Raw genomic sequence first — 16,883 nt, 5'->3', positions numbered from 1 at the left:
TTCCTCAGGGGGGCGGGCCTTCGCCGTGTCGCGTGTGGCATTCAGGCGTGCCGTACGGCTACTGGGAGCCGTACTTCTTGCTCATCATGTCGTAGACCCGCTCGGCGCCCTCGCCCAGCTGCGGTCCGGCCAGCCAGGTGTTCTCGGCCGGGCCGATGGACGTGTTCGACACGAGCTTCGTCTTGCCGCCCACCGCACGGAACCAGCCGCCGCCGGAGGAGCCGCCGGTCATGGTGCAGCCGATGCGGTACATGGTCGGCAGCGACGGCGAGAGCGAAAGGCGCCCCGGCCTGTCGACGCACTTGTGCATGATCAGACCGTTGAACGGGGGAGCGGCCGGGTAGCCCCAGGCGCCCATCGAGCCGACGCTCCGCGTCGCGGGGGCCGAGAAGTCGACGTCGAGAGCGTTGCCGACGGTCTCCTCCAGGGACTTGCCGCCCTGCTCCGGCTTGACGTGCATGACGGCGTAGTCGTGCGTCGCGCCGGCGCCGCCCGTCGGACCGCCCTCGTTGATCCACTCGTTGGAGGTCGAGACCCAGTCCGCCCAGTACTGGCCGTAGGGCGCCATCTCCTGCGAGGTCGCGCGGCCCAGCTCGGCCTCGGACTTGCCCAGGTCGTTGTACGAGGGCACGAACGCGATGTTGCGGTACCAGCCGCCGTTCCGCCCGGCGTGCACACAGTGGCCGGCGGTCCACACGAGGTTGGACCTGCCGGGGTTGCGCGGGTCCTTCACGACCGTGCCGGAGCAGACCATCGAGCCCTCGGGGGAGTCGAAGAAGATCTTGCCGACCGGGGCGGCGTTCTCGTGGTACGGCGTCTTCTCGGCCTTGGCCGGGACCGGCGTCGGCTCGGGGTCGGTCGCGCCCTGGTCGGCGGCCGCGTCCTTCGCGGCGATCGTCTTGTCGGGGTCCTTGGCCTCCCGCATCCGCTCGGGCTTCCAGAGCCCGGCGATGACCGGGTTGACGAAGTCCTTGGACTCGCGCAGCCAGTCGTCCTTGTCCCAGTTCTTCCAGGCGCCGTTCTTCCACTTGTCCGGGTCGATGCCGTGCTTCTTCAGCTTGTCGGCGAGGTCGTCCGGCAGCTTGGGGTCGGAACCCCCGGAAGCGGCCCCCGAGTTGTCGGCGCCCTGGGAGGCGGCCGCGTCGGACCGGTCGCCCGCCTTGTCGTCGTTCGGGCCGCAGGCGGTGGCGGTGAGCGCCAGGGCCGCGGCGAGCCCGGTCGTGGCGAGCGCGACGCGCCGCCCGCGACGGCGGGCGAAGGGCGCAGGAGTGGAACGCATGGTGCTGTTACCCCCGAGAGAACGTGTGGGTGCGAGAGCGCGCGCGTGGCGGCGCGGCCTCGCGGAATTCGGAATCGTAGGTGCGGGTGCGGGTGCGGGTGCGGGTGCGGGTGCGGGTGCTGGTGCTGGTGCTGGTGCTGGTGCCGAGGTGTTGTCATGTGCGTGTCACATGTACGCCCCTGCGAGACCGCGCGGCTCCGCCTTGACACAACACCCCACTATGCCCATGAGGTTGGGGACGAACGGCGGCGGGGTCGTGAAGGTTTTCCGGCGGCCCCGCCGCACACCGTCAGCGGCCGGCGAACTTCTTGCTGACCGCGCCGTAGACGCCCTTGGCCTCCTTGCCCAGGCGCGGGCCGGCCAGCCAGCCCGCCGTCACCGGGCCGATGGAGGTGTTCGACACAAGGGCGGGCTCGCCGTCCCGGCCCCGCGCCACCCAGCCGCCACCGGACGAACCGCCCGTCATGGTGCAGCCGACGCGGTACATCGTCGGGTCGGACTTGGTGAGCGAGAGCCGGCCCGGCTCGTCGGCGCACTGGAACAGCTTCTGGCCGTCGTACGGCGGCGCCGCCGGGTACCCGGTCGCCGTCATGGACTTGATCTCGGGCACCGCCGGGGCGTTGAAGTCCACGGGGAGCGCCGAACTGACGGTCTCCTCGAGCGACTTGCCCTCGCTGCCCTTCTCGGGCTTCACGTGCATGACGGCGAAGTCGTACGGCGCGCCCTTTCCGCCCGTCGGACCACCCTGCTCGATCCACTGGTCGGAGGTCTGCGCCCAGTCGCCCCACCAGACGCCGTACGGAGCGACCTCTTCCTTCGGGGCGTTCCGCAGTTCCTCGGCCGACTTGCCGCTGTCGTTGTACGAGGGGACGAAGACCATGTTGCGGTACCAGCCGCCCTTGGCGCCCGCGTGCACACAGTGGCCCGCGGTCCACACCATGTTGGACTTGCCCGGGTGGGCGGGGTCCTTGACGACGGTCGCGGAGCAGACCATCGAGCCCTCGGGCCCGTCGAAGAAGAGCTTGCCCGACTCGGCGGCCCGGCCGTGGTACGGCGCCTGCACGGCGGCCGCCTTCACGGGGGCCGGTGCCGGGTCGGTGACGCCCTGGTCACCGGAGATGTCGCTGTCGTCGACCCTCCGGTCCGGGTTCTTGTCGGCGTCCCGCATCCGGTCCGAGTCCCAGAGGTCCTCGATGATCGGGTTGACGAACTCGCCGGCCTCGCGCAGCCAGTCGTCCTTGTCCCAGTTCTTCCAGGCGCCGTTCCGCCACTTGTCCAGGTCGATCCCGTGCTCCTTGAGCCGGTCCCGGAGGTCGCCCGGTATCTGGACCTTGCCGTCGTCGGCGCTGTCGCCGGGCTGCGTCGACGACGCGTCACCGCCGGCGTTGTCCTCGCCGGGGCCACAGGCCGTGGCGGTCAGTGCGAGCGCCGCGCCGAGCACCACCGCGGCCGCCACGGGGGAGGTTCTGGTGCGCGTCCTCCTCCCCTCGCGGGCAGTGAAGAGCGGACGTATGGGTCGCATCGTGAGATTCCCCCTGGGCCTCGAAATCTTTCCAAAGTGCCGGACATCCGGGCGCGCGGCACCCGTCGCACACCGGCGCGCCCCCTTCTGTGACTCGACGGGCGGCGCACCTGTCCCTGGTGAACGGCACCCCACACTATGCCGGTGCCGTTGGGGACGGCCGACGGAAGGGCAACGGTTCCGTCACGGCAAGGATCTTCCGATGACCCGTGATCCCGCGGGGTCGCCGTCGTTGGTACGTACGGGGGAGTCGCGGCCTGCGTTCATCTCCCCTGCCAACTTGCCCGCGCGTCCGGCCACATGGGCTCCCCGGGATCGCCCCGGACCGGACGTGCTCGTCCACAGCGGGAGGACCAACAGTCGTGGCCGTGACCGAGCCTGCGTCCGCGGCGGCGTCCGCGGCACGCTCCGCAACGCAGTCCGCGCCGTCAGGGGCATCTGCGCCGTCCATGCCGCACGAGGCGTCTGCGGCATTCGTACCTTCTGCGCCATCTGCGCCTTCTGTCCCACCCGCGCCGTCCGGGTCCTCCGCTCCCTCCGTACAAGAGGGCATCCTCAGGCGGCAGGCCGCGCGTGAATCGGCGGCCCGCACCTACGCGCGAGCGCTGCCGATCGTGCCCGTGCGGGCGCGCGGCATGACCATCGAAGGCGCGGACGGAAGCCGCTACCTCGACTGCCTCTCGGGCGCCGGGACCCTGGCCCTCGGCCACAACCACCCGGTCGTGCTGGAAGCCATCAGGAAGGTCCTCGACTCCGGAGCACCGCTGCACGTCCTCGACCTGGCCACACCCGTCAAGGACGACTTCACCACCGAATTGTTCGCCACCCTGCCGCCCGCTCTCGCGGAGCGCGCCCGGATCCAGTTCTGTGGGCCCGCCGGGACCGACGCCGTGGAGGCCGCGCTGAAACTGGTCCGCGCCGCCACCGGCCGCGACGGCGTACTGGCGTTCACCGGCGCCTACCACGGCATGACGGCCGGGGCGCTGGCCGCCTCCGGCGGCGCGCAGGACGTACGCGTCGCGCGCCTGCCCTACCCGCAGGACTACCGCTGCCCCTTCGGCCTCGGCGGCCCGAGCGGGGCCGAGCTCTCCGCCCGCTGGACCGAGAGCCTCCTGGACGACACGAAATCCGGCGTACCGCTTCCGGGGGCCATGATCCTCGAACCGGTCCAGGGCGAGGGAGGCGTCCTCCCGGCGCCCGACGCGTGGCTGCGCCGGATGCGGGAGATCACCGCGGCCCGCGGCATCCCGCTCATCGCGGACGAGGTGCAGACCGGCGTCGGACGTACCGGCGCCTTCTGGGCCGTCGAGCACAGCGGCGTCGTACCGGACGTGATGGTGCTGTCCAAGGCCATCGGCGGCAGCCTTCCGCTCGCCGTCGTGATCTACCGGGACGACCTGGACGTCTGGCCGCCCGGCGCCCACGCGGGCACCTTCCGGGGCAACCAGCTCGCCATGGCCGCGGGCACGGCGACCCTCGCGTACGTCCGTGCGAACGGCCTCGCCGAGCGTGCCGCCTCCTTGGGCGAGCACATGCTCACGCAGCTCCGCTCACTGGCCGACGCGCACACCTGCGTAGGGGAGGTGCGGGGCCGGGGCCTGATGCTGGGCGTCGAACTCGTCGACCCCGAGGAAGCGCCCGACGGCGCCGGGGCCCGGGGTGACAACGCCGAGAACGCGTCGGACGGCCCCTCCGCCACCGCGTACGACCTGTCCACCCGAACCGCGCTCACCGCCCTGCCGGCCGCCGCCCGTCCGCGCCCGCCCGCACCCCGGCTGGCCGCCGCCGTGCAGCGCGAGTGTCTGCGCCGCGGCCTGATCGTCGAACTCGGTGGCCGCCACTCCAGCGTCGTACGACTCCTCCCGCCCCTGACCATCACCGACGAACAGGCGGCCGCGGTCCTCGACCGCCTCGCCGACGCGCTGGCCACCGCGGCGCACGCCCACCACGGATAGCAAGGACGGACCCGGGCCGCCCCGCGGCCACGAGACGCCGGGCGCGCCCCGGCCACGGTCGCCACACGGAGCCCGAACAACCACAAGGAACCCCTCTTGAACGCCACCCCCACACCCGAAGGCCGCCCCCACCCCGACGCCCCCGGCGCGTGCGTCACGCAACCCTCACGGGTGACGGAGTCCGGCACGGTGCCCCGGCAGAAGGGTGGCGGCCACGAGGCCGAGCACCTGTGCGGCACATCCACCGACCTGCTGGAGCACCCCGATCCGCACATCGCCGCGCAGGCGGCGGCCGTGGAGAACCTCCTGCGCTGCTGGGTCAGGGAGAACGACCTTCCGGCACCGGACCACGGCGCCCTGCGCGTCCCCCTCCAAGCCAGCGGCACCGCCCTGATCGTCCCCGTGCAGTACTGGTCGGTCACCGGCTGGCATCGCTTCGGCCTCCCCTACCTGGAGGACGGCCCACCCGGCGCGCCCCCCGTCGACGCCGTGACGGTCGCCGCCCTCCTCGGCCGCGAAACCGCCCGCCGCGGCGAGGAACCGGCGAGCGCCCCGAAGCACGCCGGCGCCGAACCCACCGCCGCTTCCGAAGCGGCGCACCCCGCACGCACCGGAGACGGCGCCGACCTGGTCGGCCGGGTCGCCGACTCCGTCCGACGCACCGCCGAGTTCCTCGCGGACCGCCGCGCCGACCCGCAGGACGAGCCCGACCTCTTCCTCGCCGCCGAACAGTCCCTCCTCCTCGGGCACCCCCTGCACCCGACCCCCAAGAGCCGCGAAGGGCTCTCCGACGCCGAATCCCGGCTCTACTCACCGGAGTCGCGCGGCGCCTTCCCGCTGCACTGGCTGGCCGTCGACCGCTCCGTCCTCGCCACGGACTCGGCGTGGACCGAGCGCGGCCGCGCGATTCCCGCCGAGCAGCTCACCGCCCGCCTGGCGGAAGCGGAACTGCCGCTGCCGGACGGCTGCGCCGCCTTGCCCGTCCACCCCTGGCAGATCCGCGAACTGCGACACCGCCCCGCGGCGGCCGAACTCCTCGACGCCGGGCTCCTGCGGGACCTCGGCCCGCACGGCGCGCCCTGGCACCCCACCTCCTCCGTCCGCACGCTGTACCGTTCCGGCGCGGCCGCCATGCTGAAGCTCTCGCTGGGCCTGCGCATCACCAACTCCCGGCGCGAGAACCTCCGCAAGGAACTCCACCGGGGCGTCGAGGTGCACCGGCTGCTGCGCAGCGGCCTCGGAGACCGGTGGCAGGCGATCCACCCCTGCTTCGACGTCGTCCGCGACCCGGCGTGGCTGGCCGTCGACGGCCCCGACGGCGCTCCCGTCACCGGCCTCGACGTCATGATCCGGCACAACCCCTTCGGCCCCGGCGACGACGCCACCTGCGTCGCGGGACTCGTCTCGCCGAGGCCCTCGGCACGGCCCGCCGGCCAGGACCTCCACCTCATGCGCTCCCGGCTCGGCGAGATCGTCACCAGGCTGGCCGGCCGCACGGGCCGCCCCCGAGGGGCCGTCGCCGCCGAGTGGTTCCTGCGCTACCTGGAGAGCGTCGTCCGCCCCATCCTGTGGCTGGACAGCGAGGCGGGCGTCGCCCTGGAGGCCCATCAGCAGAACACCCTCCTGCTGCTCGACCCGGACGGCTGGCCCATCGGCGGCCGCTACCGCGACAACCAGGGCTACTACTTCCGCGAGTCCCGGCGCGTCGAACTCGACCGGCGGCTCCCCGGGATCGGCGAGCACAGCGACACCTTCGTCTCCGACGAGGTGACGGACGAACGGCTCGCCTACTACCTCGGCATCAACAACATCCTGGGACTGATCGGCGCCCTCGGCGCCGAACGGCTCGCGGACGAACGGCTCTTGCTCGCCGCCTTCCGGCGCTTCCTGCGTGACGTCGCGACCGGCCCCGACAAGCTGCGCACCTCTCTGCCCGCCACGCTGCTCGACTCACCCGTGCTGCGGTGCAAGGCCAATCTCCTCACCCGGCTGCACGGTCTCGACGAGCTCGTCGGCCCGGTCGACACCCAGTCCGTCTACGTCACCATCGCCAACCCCCTCCATTCCTGAGGAACATGCCCACCTCCTCCGACTCCTGACAGGAGCGACGCCGTGCCTCCCACCGACGCGAGCACCGACGCCGGAACCGATGCCGGAACCGAGTCCGCGGCCACGGACTCGGACTTGGCCGCGGGTGCCGACGGTGCCGACGGCGCAGACACTCTGGACCTGCGCCTGCCCGACGAACTCATCGCGCTCCTGGCCGAGGGCGAGGAACGACCTGCGCGGGCGGCACCCATCGACCGGTCGGAGCGGGCGCGGGGCCCCGCCCCGGGCACGGTGGTCGAGGACCTCCTGGACAACATCGCCGGCTGGGGCCCGGTCACCACCCCGGTCGGCGTCTTCCAACTCGTACCCGTCCGCCTCGAACGTGACCTTCCGTTGATCAGCCGGTGGATGAACGACCCCGCCGTGGCCGCCTTCTGGGAACTCGCCGGTCCCGAGTCCGTCACCAAGGCCCATCTCAGCCCCCAGCTCGACGGCGACGGGCGCAGCGTGCCCTGTCTCGGCGTGCTGGAGGGCGTGCCGATGAGCTACTGGGAGATCTACCGGGCCGACCTCGATCCGCTGGCCCGGCACTACCCCGCGCGCCCGCACGACACCGGAATCCACCTCCTCATCGGCGGCGTCGTCCACCGGGGCCGTGGCCTCGGGACGGCGTTGCTGAGAGCCGTCGCCGATCTCGTGTTCGACCACCGGCCCGCGTGCGCGCGCGTCATCGCCGAACCCGATCTGCGCAACAGCCCTTCCGTCTCCGCGTTCCTGAGCGCCGGCTTCCGGTTCTCCGCCGAAGTGGAGCTGCCCGACAAAAGGGCGGCGCTCATGGTCCGTGACCGCGCCCTGCGCGCGGTGCTCTGACCTGATCACTCCTGCCTCACCACTCGCCCCGACCCGGTTCCCTCACGGAGGAGTCCCTGTGCCGCATCCGTCCGCACACCCGTCCCCCCGGCCCTCTGCCGCGCTCTACGACCCGCCCGAGCTGACCGAGACCAGATGGCACGCGGCCGGACGCCGACTGCTCGCCAAGATGATCGCCGAGTTCGCGTACGAGGAGCTCATCCGACCCGTACCGGTCATAGAGAACGGGGCGGACGGCCGTGACGCGTCCGCCGAAGGGGCCGGACCCGGCGACAGCGCGAGCCCTTACGCAGGGGGCGCGTCCGGGGGAGAGGCCGGGCCCGCCGAGTACCGCCTCCACCGCCTGTACCTCGAACCGGCGGAACCGGCGGACCCCGACGGACCGCTCGCCCCGGCCGGACGCGTCACCCCCGCCGGCAACGTCACCACCGCCCCCGGCGTGAGCACCACCCCCGCGAAAGGCCCCGCCGCCGCCCCCGGCGCCAGCCGTAGCGGCGCTCTTCTCACCTTCCGTGCCCGCCGGGGCGCCTACGGCGGCTGGCAGGTGAGCCCGGTCGGCCTGGCCCTGTCCCAGGGCGGCGCGCCCGCCGTCCCCTTCCACGACCCCCTGCGCTTCCTCGCGTTGGCCCGCCGGACCCTCGGACTCGACGGCGCCACCCTCGGCCACCTCATCCGCGAGCTGAGCGTCACGCTCAGCGCCGACGCCCGTATCGACCACACCGCGCTCGGCGCGGCCCAACTCGCCGACCTCGGGTACGCGGAGCTCGAAGGGCACCAGACCGGCCACCCCTGGCTCGTCCTCAACAAAGGGCGCATCGGCTTCTCCGCCGGCGACACCGCCCGCTGGGCCCCGGAGTGCCGCCGTTCCACGACGCTGCCGTGGATCGCCGTCCACACCGACCTCGCCGTGTACCGGGGCGTACGCGGGCTGGACACCGCTCGCCAGCTCTACGCGCGCGAGCTGACCGCGGCCACCCAGGAAGAGTTCGCGGAGTTACTCCGCGCGCGCGGGGTCGACCCGGAGGAGTACCTCTACCTCCCCGTGCACCCCTGGCAGTGGGACGAGATCGTCCTGCCGCTCTTCGCGCCCTCCGTCGCCGCGAACGCCGTCATCCCGCTCGGGAGCGACGGCGACCTGCGTCTCCCGCAGCAGTCCATCCGTACGTTCCTCAACGCGTCCCGCCCCGACCGGCACACCGTGAAGCTGCCGCTGTCGGTCCTCAACACACTGGTGTGGCGGGGCCTGCCGACAGAACGCACCGTCGCCGCGCCCGCCGTCACGGCGTGGATGCACGCGCTGCGCGACGCCGACCCCTTCCTGCGCGACGAGTGCGGGGTGATCCTGCTCGGCGAGGTGGCCTCCGTGGCCGTCGAGCACCCGGTGTACGACGGGCTGCCCGAGGTCCCCTACCAGTACAGGGAGCTGCTCGGAGCCATCTGGCGCGAGCCGATCACCCGCTACCTCGCCCCCGACGAACGCGCGCGCACCCTCGCCGCACTGCTGCACGTCGACCCGGACGGCAAGGCGTTCGTCGCGGAACTCGTGGCACGCTCCGGGCTCGCCCCCGCCGTCTGGCTGCGCCGGCTGTTCGCCGCCCTGCTGCCCCCGCTGCTGCACTTCCTCTACCGCTACGGAACCGTCTTCTCCCCCCACGGGGAGAACGCCATCGTCGTCTTCGACGACCAGGACGTGCCCGTCCGGCTCGCCGTGAAGGACTTCGTGGACGACGTGAACGTCAGCGCCACGCCGCTGCCCGAGCACGACTCCATGCCGGCCGACGTGCGGGACGTACTGCTCACCGAGCCGCCCGACTTCCTCACCCAGTTCATCCACTCCGGTCTCTTCGTGGGGGTCTTCCGCTACCTGGCGCCGCTGTGCGAGGAACAACTGGGCGTTCGAGAGGGCGACTTCTGGTCCGCCGTTCGCGCCGAGATCCTGCGGCACCAGGCGCGCGCCCCGGAGCTCAAGGAGCGATACGAGATGTTCGACCTGCTCACACCCCGTATCGAGCGGCTGTGCCTCAACCGGAACCGGCTCCTCCTCGACGGGTACCGGGACCGCCCGCAGCGCCCCCACGCCGCCGTGCACGGGACGGTCCCCAACCCTCTGCACCAGCCGTGATCGCGGGATTGTCAGTGGGGCACCGTAGGGTGGTCGCGCTATGACGAAGCCCTCCCTCCCCGAGCTCCTGCACGCCGCCGTCACCGCCGTCGGCGGCACGGAACGCCCTGGCCAGGTGGCCATGGCCGAGTCCGTCGCCGAGGCGATCGACGACGGCTCCCATCTGCTGGTCCAGGCCGGCACCGGCACGGGCAAGTCCCTCGGCTACCTCGTGCCGGCCCTGGCGCACGGGGAGCGCGTGGTGGTCGCCACGGCCACCCTCGCCCTGCAGCGCCAGCTCGTGGAGCGGGACCTGCCGCGCACGGTGGAGGCGCTGCACCCGCTGATGCGCCGCCGCCCCCAGTTCGCGATGCTCAAGGGCCGCTCGAACTACCTGTGCCTGCACCGCCTCCATGAGGGCATGCCCCAGGACGAGGAGGAGGGGCTCTTCGACCAGTTCGAGGCGGCCGCGCCCACCAGCAAGCTGGGCCAGGACCTGCTGCGGATGCGGGACTGGGCGGACGAGACCGAGACGGGCGACCGCGACGATCTCACCCCCGGGGTGTCCGACCGCGCGTGGGCGCAGATCTCCGTCTCCTCCAGGGAGTGCCTCGGGGCCTCGAAGTGCGCGTACGGGGCGGAGTGCTTCGCCGAGGCGGCCCGCGAGCGCGCCAAGCTCGCCGACGTCGTCGTCACGAACCACGCGCTGCTCGCCATCGACGCCATCGAGGGCGCCCCCGTCCTTCCCCAGCACGAGGTGCTGATCGTGGACGAGGCCCACGAGCTGGTCTCCCGCGTCACCGGCGTGGCCACCGGCGAGCTGACCCCCGGGCAGGTCAACCGCGCCGTCCGCCGCGCGGCCAAGCTCGTCAACGAAAAGGCGGCCGATCAGCTTCAGACCGCCGCCGAGGGCTTCGAGCGGCTGATGGAGCTGGCTCTGCCGGGCCGCCTGGAGGAGATCCCCGAGGACCTGGGGTACGCGCTGATGGCCTTGCGGGACGCGGCCCGCTCGGTGATCACGGCGCTCGGCTCCACCCGCGACAAGTCGGTCCAGGACGAGGACGCCGTCCGCAAGCAGGCGCTGGCCTCCGTGGAGTCGATCCACGACGTGGCGGAGCGCATCACCAACGGCTCCGAGTGGGACGTCGTCTGGTACGAGCGCCATGACCGCTTCGGCGCCTCCCTGCGCGTGGCCCCCATGTCCGTGTCGGGCCTCCTGAGGGAGAAGCTCTTCGCCGACCGCTCGGTGATCCTCACCTCGGCGACGCTCAAGCTGGGCGGCGACTTCAACGGGGTCGGTGCCTCCCTCGGCCTGGCCCCGGAGGGCACCGAGTCCGAGGACGCGCCCCAGTGGAAGGGCCTGGACGTCGGCTCGCCCTTCGAGTACGGCAAGCAGGGCATCCTGTACGTCGCCAAGCACCTGGCCCGCCCGGGCCGCGAGGGCACGCGCGACGACATGCTCGATGAGCTGGCCGAGCTGATCGAGGCGGCGGGCGGCCGCACGCTGGGGCTGTTCTCCTCCATGCGGGCCGCCCAGGGCGCGGCCGAGGAGCTGCGGGGCCGCCTCGACATGCCGATCCTGCTGCAGGGTGAGGAGACCCTGGGCGAGCTGATCAAGGGCTTCGCGGCGGACGCGCGCACCTGCCTGTTCGGGACCCTCTCGCTCTGGCAGGGCGTGGACGTGCCGGGCCCCAGCTGCCAATTGGTGATCATGGACAAGATCCCCTTCCCGCGTCCCGACGACCCGCTGATGAGCGCGCGCCAGAAGGCGGTCGACGAGGCCGGGGGCAATGGATTCATGGCGGTCGCCGCCACGCACGCGGCCCTGCTGATGGCCCAGGGCGCCGGTCGCCTCGTCCGAGCGTCCGGGGACCGTGGGGTGGTCGCCGTACTGGATCCCCGCCTGGCGACCGCCCGCTACGGCAGCTATCTGCGGGCCTCGCTGCCCGACTTCTGGTACACGACGGACCGCAATCAGGCCCGTAGGTCCCTGGCCGCGATCGACGCTGCGGCGAAGGCGGCCGAGGCGTAGCCCCTGCGGCTGGCCCCGGTCCCAGCGAGGTCCCGGACACAGCAGGGCCCCGGAACCGGCGCAGTTGGTTCCGGGGCCCGGTCAGGGGCGGTGGCTCACACCCGCCGCAGCACCGCCACGACCTTGCCGAGGATCGTCGCCTCGTCGCCGGGGATCGGCTGGTACGCGGAGTTGTGCGGAAGCAGCCAGACGTGCCCGTCCTCCCGCTTGAACCGCTTGACCGTCGCCTCGCCGTCCAGCATGGCGGCCACGATGTCGCCGTTCTCCGCGACGGGCTGGCGGCGGACCGTGACCCAGTCGCCGTCGCAGATGGCGGCCTCGATCATCGAGTCACCGACGACCTTCAGCACGAAGAGCTCACCGTCGCCCACGAGCTGGCGGGGGAGAGGGAAGACGTCCTCCACCGACTCCTCGGCGAGGATCGGGCCACCGGCCGCGATGCGGCCGACGAGCGGGACGTACGAGGCGGCCGGCTTGCCGGTGGTGTCGGTGGGCTGGCTGCTCGGCTGGTCGGAGCCGCGCACCTCGTACGCCCGGGGGCGGTGGGGGTCGCGGCGGAGGAAGCCCTTGCGCTCCAAGGCCATCAGCTGATGCGCGACCGACGAGGTGCTGGAGAGACCCACCGCCTGCCCGATCTCACGCATCGACGGTGGGTAACCACGTCGCTGCACCGAGTCCCTGATGACCTCGATCACGCGTCGCTGCCGGTCCGTGAGTCCCGAGCTGTCGGCACGGATGCCTGGAGGTCGGCCCGGCAGGGAGCGAGCGGGCTTGGGCCCCTCCGGGTTCGTGGCTGCGTCATTCATGGCATGCACCGGCTCGAGTCGGCTCTGGGAGCGGTCCTGGGCAGTGATGGTGGCGCTGTCTGCGGTGGTGGTCACGTCGGTCGGCCCCTCTCGAGATGTTCTCTCCCTAGCTAGCCAACGGTAGTTGCTTTCGAAAGGTTGCGCCAAACACACGTTCGAGTGAAAAACCAGCGATTACCTGACGTGATCAGGCATGCAGGTGTATGGCCGCGACCGGGCAGAACGGCAATTCGGTTCATTACGGTACGATTCACCGCCGGGCCCAGGAGCCCCTCGGTGGCGCTCCCATAGTGCCACCCGGTGCCTCGTCGGACCCGCACCGACCCCCGTTCCGGTCCGCCCCCGGCCCCGGTCCCGCCCGGCCCGGGGCGTCGCGGTGGGCGACTTCGTAGGTCTGACACGCTTCGGGACGGTGCGACACGCTAGGGGCCGAAAAAGCGGCTCAACCCCAGATCTAGTGGTTGGATTGCGGCAGCGGCCCAGAAGTTGTGGTCCCTGGTCCTCCAGAGGTGCAGGGATCGCCTATGCTGGGGGCTGCTTCGAGGGGCCCCGAGGGCCCACTGAGGCTTATGAGTCGTGCCGTCAAGGAGGGTTGGAAGTTCCATGCACTGCCCCTTCTGCAGGCACCCCGACAGCCGCGTGGTCGACAGCCGTACCACCGACGACGGCACGTCGATCCGAAGGCGCCGCCAGTGCCCTGACTGCTCCCGTCGTTTCACGACCGTGGAGACGTGCTCACTGATGGTGATCAAGCGCAGCGGCGTCACCGAGCCCTTCAGTCGTACGAAGGTCATCAACGGCGTCCGCAAGGCGTGCCAGGGGCGGCCGGTCACCGAGGACGCTCTCGCCCTGCTCGGCCAGCGGGTCGAGGAGGCGGTGCGCGCCACCGGAAGCGCCGAGCTGACCACTCATGACGTCGGACTGGCCATACTCGGTCCGCTGCAGGAACTCGACCTCGTCGCCTACCTGCGCTTCGCGTCCGTGTACCGGGCGTTCGACTCGCTCGAGGACTTCGAGGCCGCCATCGGGGAGCTGAGGGAACAGCGGCTCGACGCGGAGCCGCGCGAAGCGGGCGCGGAGCGCGTCGTGGATGACCGCGGGGCCGGAGGGACTGTCGAAGTCCCGGTGCCCGCCACCGCCGCCGACTGACCGGCTGACCGACCGGCCGGCGGCGAACACAGACCTGTCGTGGGTTTCCTTTGCGATGCCCGCGACGCCAGATACACATCCGTGCCACGGGAAGAACGTGGTACTTCAGGGCGTTTTAGCCTGAAACAGGGAGGCGGCATGACCGAGACGACGAGCGGCCCGGCACGAGGTTCCCGCGCCAAGGGATCCAAGGCCAAGGGTCTGCGCATCGAGCGCATCCACACGACCCCCGGCGTGCATCCGTACGACGAGGTGGTCTGGGAGCGCCGTGACGTCGTCATGACCAACTGGCGCGACGGCTCGATCAACTTCGAGCAGCGTGGCGTCGAGTTCCCCGACTTCTGGTCGGTGAACGCGGTCAACATCGTCACCAGCAAGTACTTCCGCGGGGCCGTCGGTACCCCGCAGCGCGAGACCGGCCTCAAGCAGCTGATCGACCGCATCGTGAAGACCTACCGCAAGGCCGGCGAGGACTACGACTACTTCGCCTCGCCCGCCGATGCCGAGATCTTCGAGCACGAGCTGGCGTACGCCCTCCTGCACCAGATCTTCAGCTTCAACTCGCCGGTCTGGTTCAACGTCGGAACGCCCCAGCCGCAGCAGGTGTCCGCCTGCTTCATCCTGGCCGTCGACGACTCCATGGAGTCGATCCTCGACTGGTACAAGGAAGAGGGCATGATCTTCAAGGGCGGCTCCGGCGCCGGCCTGAACCTCTCCCGGATCCGTTCCTCCAAGGAGCTGCTCTCCTCCGGAGGCAACGCCTCGGGTCCCGTCTCCTTCATGCGCGGTGCCGACGCCTCCGCGGGAACCATCAAGTCCGGTGGCGCCACGCGCCGCGCGGCCAAGATGGTCATCCTCGACGTCGACCACCCCGACATCGAGGGCTTCATCGAGACCAAGGTGAAGGAAGAGGAGAAGATCCGCGCCCTGCGCGACGCGGGCTTCGACATGGACCTGGGCGGCGACGACATCACGTCCGTCCAGTACCAGAACGCCAACAACTCGGTCCGCGTGAACGACGAGTTCATGAAGGCCGTGGAGTCCGGCTCCAAGTTCGGCCTGCGTGCCCGGATGACCGGTGACGTCATCGAGGAGGTCGACGCCAAGTCGCTCTTCCGCAAGATGGCCGAGGCCGCCTGGGCCTGCGCCGACCCCGGCATCCAGTACGACGACACGATCAACGCCTGGCACACCTGCCCGGAGTCCGGCCGGATCAACGGCTCGAACCCGTGCAGCGAGTACATGCACCTGGACAACACGTCCTGCAACCTCGCCTCGCTGAACCTGATGAAGTTCCTGAAGGACGACGACAAGGGCACCCAGTCCTTCGACGTCGAGCGCTTCTCGAAGGTCGTCGAGCTGGTCATCACCGCGATGGACATCTCGATCTGCTTCGCGGACTTCCCGACGCAGAAGATCGGCGAGAACACCCGCGCCTTCCGCCAGCTCGGCATCGGCTACGCCAACCTCGGCGCCCTCCTGATGGCGACCGGCCACGCGTACGACTCCGACGGCGGCCGTGCCCTCGCCGGCGCCATCACGTCGCTGATGACCGGTACGTCGTACAAGCGCTCCGCCGAGCTGGCCGCGGTCGTCGGGCCCTACGACGGCTACGCCCGCAACGCCACGCCGCACAAGCGCGTCATGAAGCAGCACGCCGACGCCAACGCCGCCGCGATCCGCGTGGACGACCTGGACACGCCGATCTGGGCCGCCGCCACGGAGGCCTGGCAGGACGTGATCCGCCTCGGCGAGAAGAACGGTTTCCGTAACTCCCAGGCGTCCGTCATCGCGCCGACCGGCACCATCGGTCTCGCGATGTCCTGCGACACCACGGGCCTGGAGCCCGACCTCGCGCTGGTGAAGTTCAAGAAGCTCGTCGGCGGCGGCTCGATGCAGATCGTCAACGGCACCGTGCCGCAGGCCCTGCGTCGCCTGGGCTACCAGGAGGAGCAGATCGAGGCGATCGTCGCCCACATCGCCGAGAACGGCAATGTGATCGACGCCCCGAGCCTGAAGACCGAGCACTACGAGGTCTTCGACTGCGCCATGGGTGAGCGTTCCATCTCCGCGATGGGCCACGTCCGCATGATGGCCGCGATCCAGCCGTGGATCTCGGGCGCCCTCTCCAAGACGGTCAACCTTCCGGAGACCGCCACCGTCGAGGACGTCGAAGAGGTCTACTTCGAGGCGTGGAAGATGGGCGTCAAGGCGCTCGCCATCTACCGCGACAACTGCAAGGTCGGCCAGCCGCTCTCCGCCAAGAAGAAGGAGGCGGAGAAGACCGAGATCACCGAGAAGGCCGAGGAGACGATCCGGGCCGCGGTCGAGAAGGTGGTCGAGTACCGCCCGGTCCGCAAGCGCCTCCCGAAGGGCCGTCCCGGCATCACCACCTCCTTCACGGTGGGCGGCGCCGAGGGTTACATGACCGCGAACTCCTACCCGGACGACGGTCTCGGCGAGGTCTTCCTGAAGATGTCCAAGCAGGGCTCGACCCTCGCGGGCATGATGGACGCCTTCTCCATCGCGGTCTCCGTCGGCCTGCAGTACGGCGTGCCCCTGGAGACGTACGTCTCCAAGTTCACGAACATGCGCTTCGAGCCGGCCGGTATGACGGACGACCCGGACGTGCGGATGGCGCAGTCGATCGTCGACTACATCTTCCGCCGCCTGGCGCTGGACTTCCTGCCCTTCGAGACGCGCTCCGCGCTCGGCATCCACTCCGCCGAGGAGCGTCAGCGTCACCTGGAGACGGGCTCCTACGAGCCGTCGCTGGAGGACTCCGAGGTGGACGTCGAGGGGCTGGCCCAGTCGGCTCCGCGCGCGACCGAGTCCCTGAAGGCCGTCGCCACGCCGAAGGCGGAGGCCGAGTCGGCCAAGCCCGCCCCGCAGCAGGCGCACACCAGCGCCGAGCTGGTCGAGATGCAGCTGGGCATCCAGGCAGACGCCCCGCTGTGCTTCTCCTGCGGCACGAAGATGCAGCGGGCCGGCTCCTGCTACATCTGCGAGGGCTGCGGCTCCACCAGCGGCTGCAGCTGACGCCAGGGGCCTGCCGGCCGCCGGCGGCCCGCTGACGGACGGTGGCCGCCGCTCACCGGCGGCGGCCACCGGCTGAAGGCT

General features: G+C 71.2%; 10 protein-coding genes. 7 read left to right on the top strand and 3 right to left on the bottom strand.

All coding sequences use genetic code 11. The annotated features are described in order from the left end of the window. Positions 1-58: 58 nt before the first annotated feature. A complete protein-coding gene (locus ABZ385_RS19450; protein ID WP_358583293.1) occupies positions 59-1,279 on the bottom strand; it encodes a hypothetical protein in 1,221 nt (406 codons plus the stop codon). 289 nt (positions 1,280-1,568) lie between these two features. Continuing rightward, positions 1,569-2,801 carry a hypothetical protein gene (locus ABZ385_RS19445; protein WP_358912383.1) on the bottom strand — a complete coding sequence of 411 codons (1,233 nt, stop codon included), beginning with the start codon at positions 2,799-2,801 and terminating at the stop codon, positions 1,569-1,571. Between the two features lie 362 nt (positions 2,802-3,163). On the opposite strand from ABZ385_RS19445, the gene ABZ385_RS19440 reads away from it, so the two are divergent. From ABZ385_RS19440 to ABZ385_RS19420, 5 genes are all read left to right on the top strand, one after another. After that, positions 3,164-4,756 carry a diaminobutyrate--2-oxoglutarate transaminase family protein gene (locus tag ABZ385_RS19440; RefSeq protein WP_358912381.1) on the top strand — a complete coding sequence of 531 codons (1,593 nt, stop codon included), beginning with the start codon at positions 3,164-3,166 and terminating at the stop codon, positions 4,754-4,756. 189 nt (positions 4,757-4,945) lie between these two features. Continuing rightward, entirely contained in the window at positions 4,946-6,826 is a 1,881-nt protein-coding gene (locus ABZ385_RS19435) for an IucA/IucC family protein (protein WP_358583337.1), read from the top strand. Positions 6,827-6,940: 114 nt separating this feature from the next. Further along, positions 6,941-7,675 (top strand): GNAT family N-acetyltransferase, encoded by a 735-nt coding sequence (locus ABZ385_RS19430; protein WP_358912413.1) that lies wholly within the window; start codon positions 6,941-6,943, stop codon positions 7,673-7,675. Between the two features lie 58 nt (positions 7,676-7,733). Beyond that, a complete protein-coding gene (locus tag ABZ385_RS19425) occupies positions 7,734-9,797 on the top strand; it encodes an IucA/IucC family protein (RefSeq protein ID WP_358912379.1) in 2,064 nt (687 codons plus the stop codon). 40 nt (positions 9,798-9,837) lie between these two features. Beyond that, the gene (locus ABZ385_RS19420; protein WP_358696513.1) at positions 9,838-11,808 is read left to right on the top strand and encodes an ATP-dependent DNA helicase; all 1,971 of its coding nucleotides are present in this window, start codon (positions 9,838-9,840) and stop codon (positions 11,806-11,808) included. Positions 11,809-11,903: 95 nt separating this feature from the next. On the opposite strand, the gene lexA is transcribed toward ABZ385_RS19420, so the two are convergent. Further along, positions 11,904-12,689 carry a transcriptional repressor LexA gene (gene lexA, locus ABZ385_RS19415; RefSeq protein ID WP_358912377.1) on the bottom strand — a complete coding sequence of 262 codons (786 nt, stop codon included), beginning with the start codon at positions 12,687-12,689 and terminating at the stop codon, positions 11,904-11,906. 528 nt (positions 12,690-13,217) lie between these two features. Between lexA and nrdR the strand changes: the two genes are divergently transcribed. Then, positions 13,218-13,763, top strand: coding sequence for a transcriptional regulator NrdR (gene nrdR, locus ABZ385_RS19410; protein WP_358912375.1), 546 nt, complete (start codon positions 13,218-13,220; stop codon positions 13,761-13,763). Positions 13,764-13,901: 138 nt separating this feature from the next. Then, on the top strand, positions 13,902-16,802 hold the full coding sequence (locus ABZ385_RS19405) for a vitamin B12-dependent ribonucleotide reductase (RefSeq protein ID WP_358912373.1): 2,901 nt from the start codon (positions 13,902-13,904) through the stop codon (positions 16,800-16,802). Positions 16,803-16,883: the final 81 nt, after the last annotated feature.

The organism is Streptomyces sp. NPDC005898 (assembly GCF_040629635.1).
In the GTDB taxonomy this organism is placed as follows: domain Bacteria; phylum Actinomycetota; class Actinomycetes; order Streptomycetales; family Streptomycetaceae; genus Streptomyces.
This window is presented reverse-complemented; position numbering and strand designations above follow the sequence as displayed.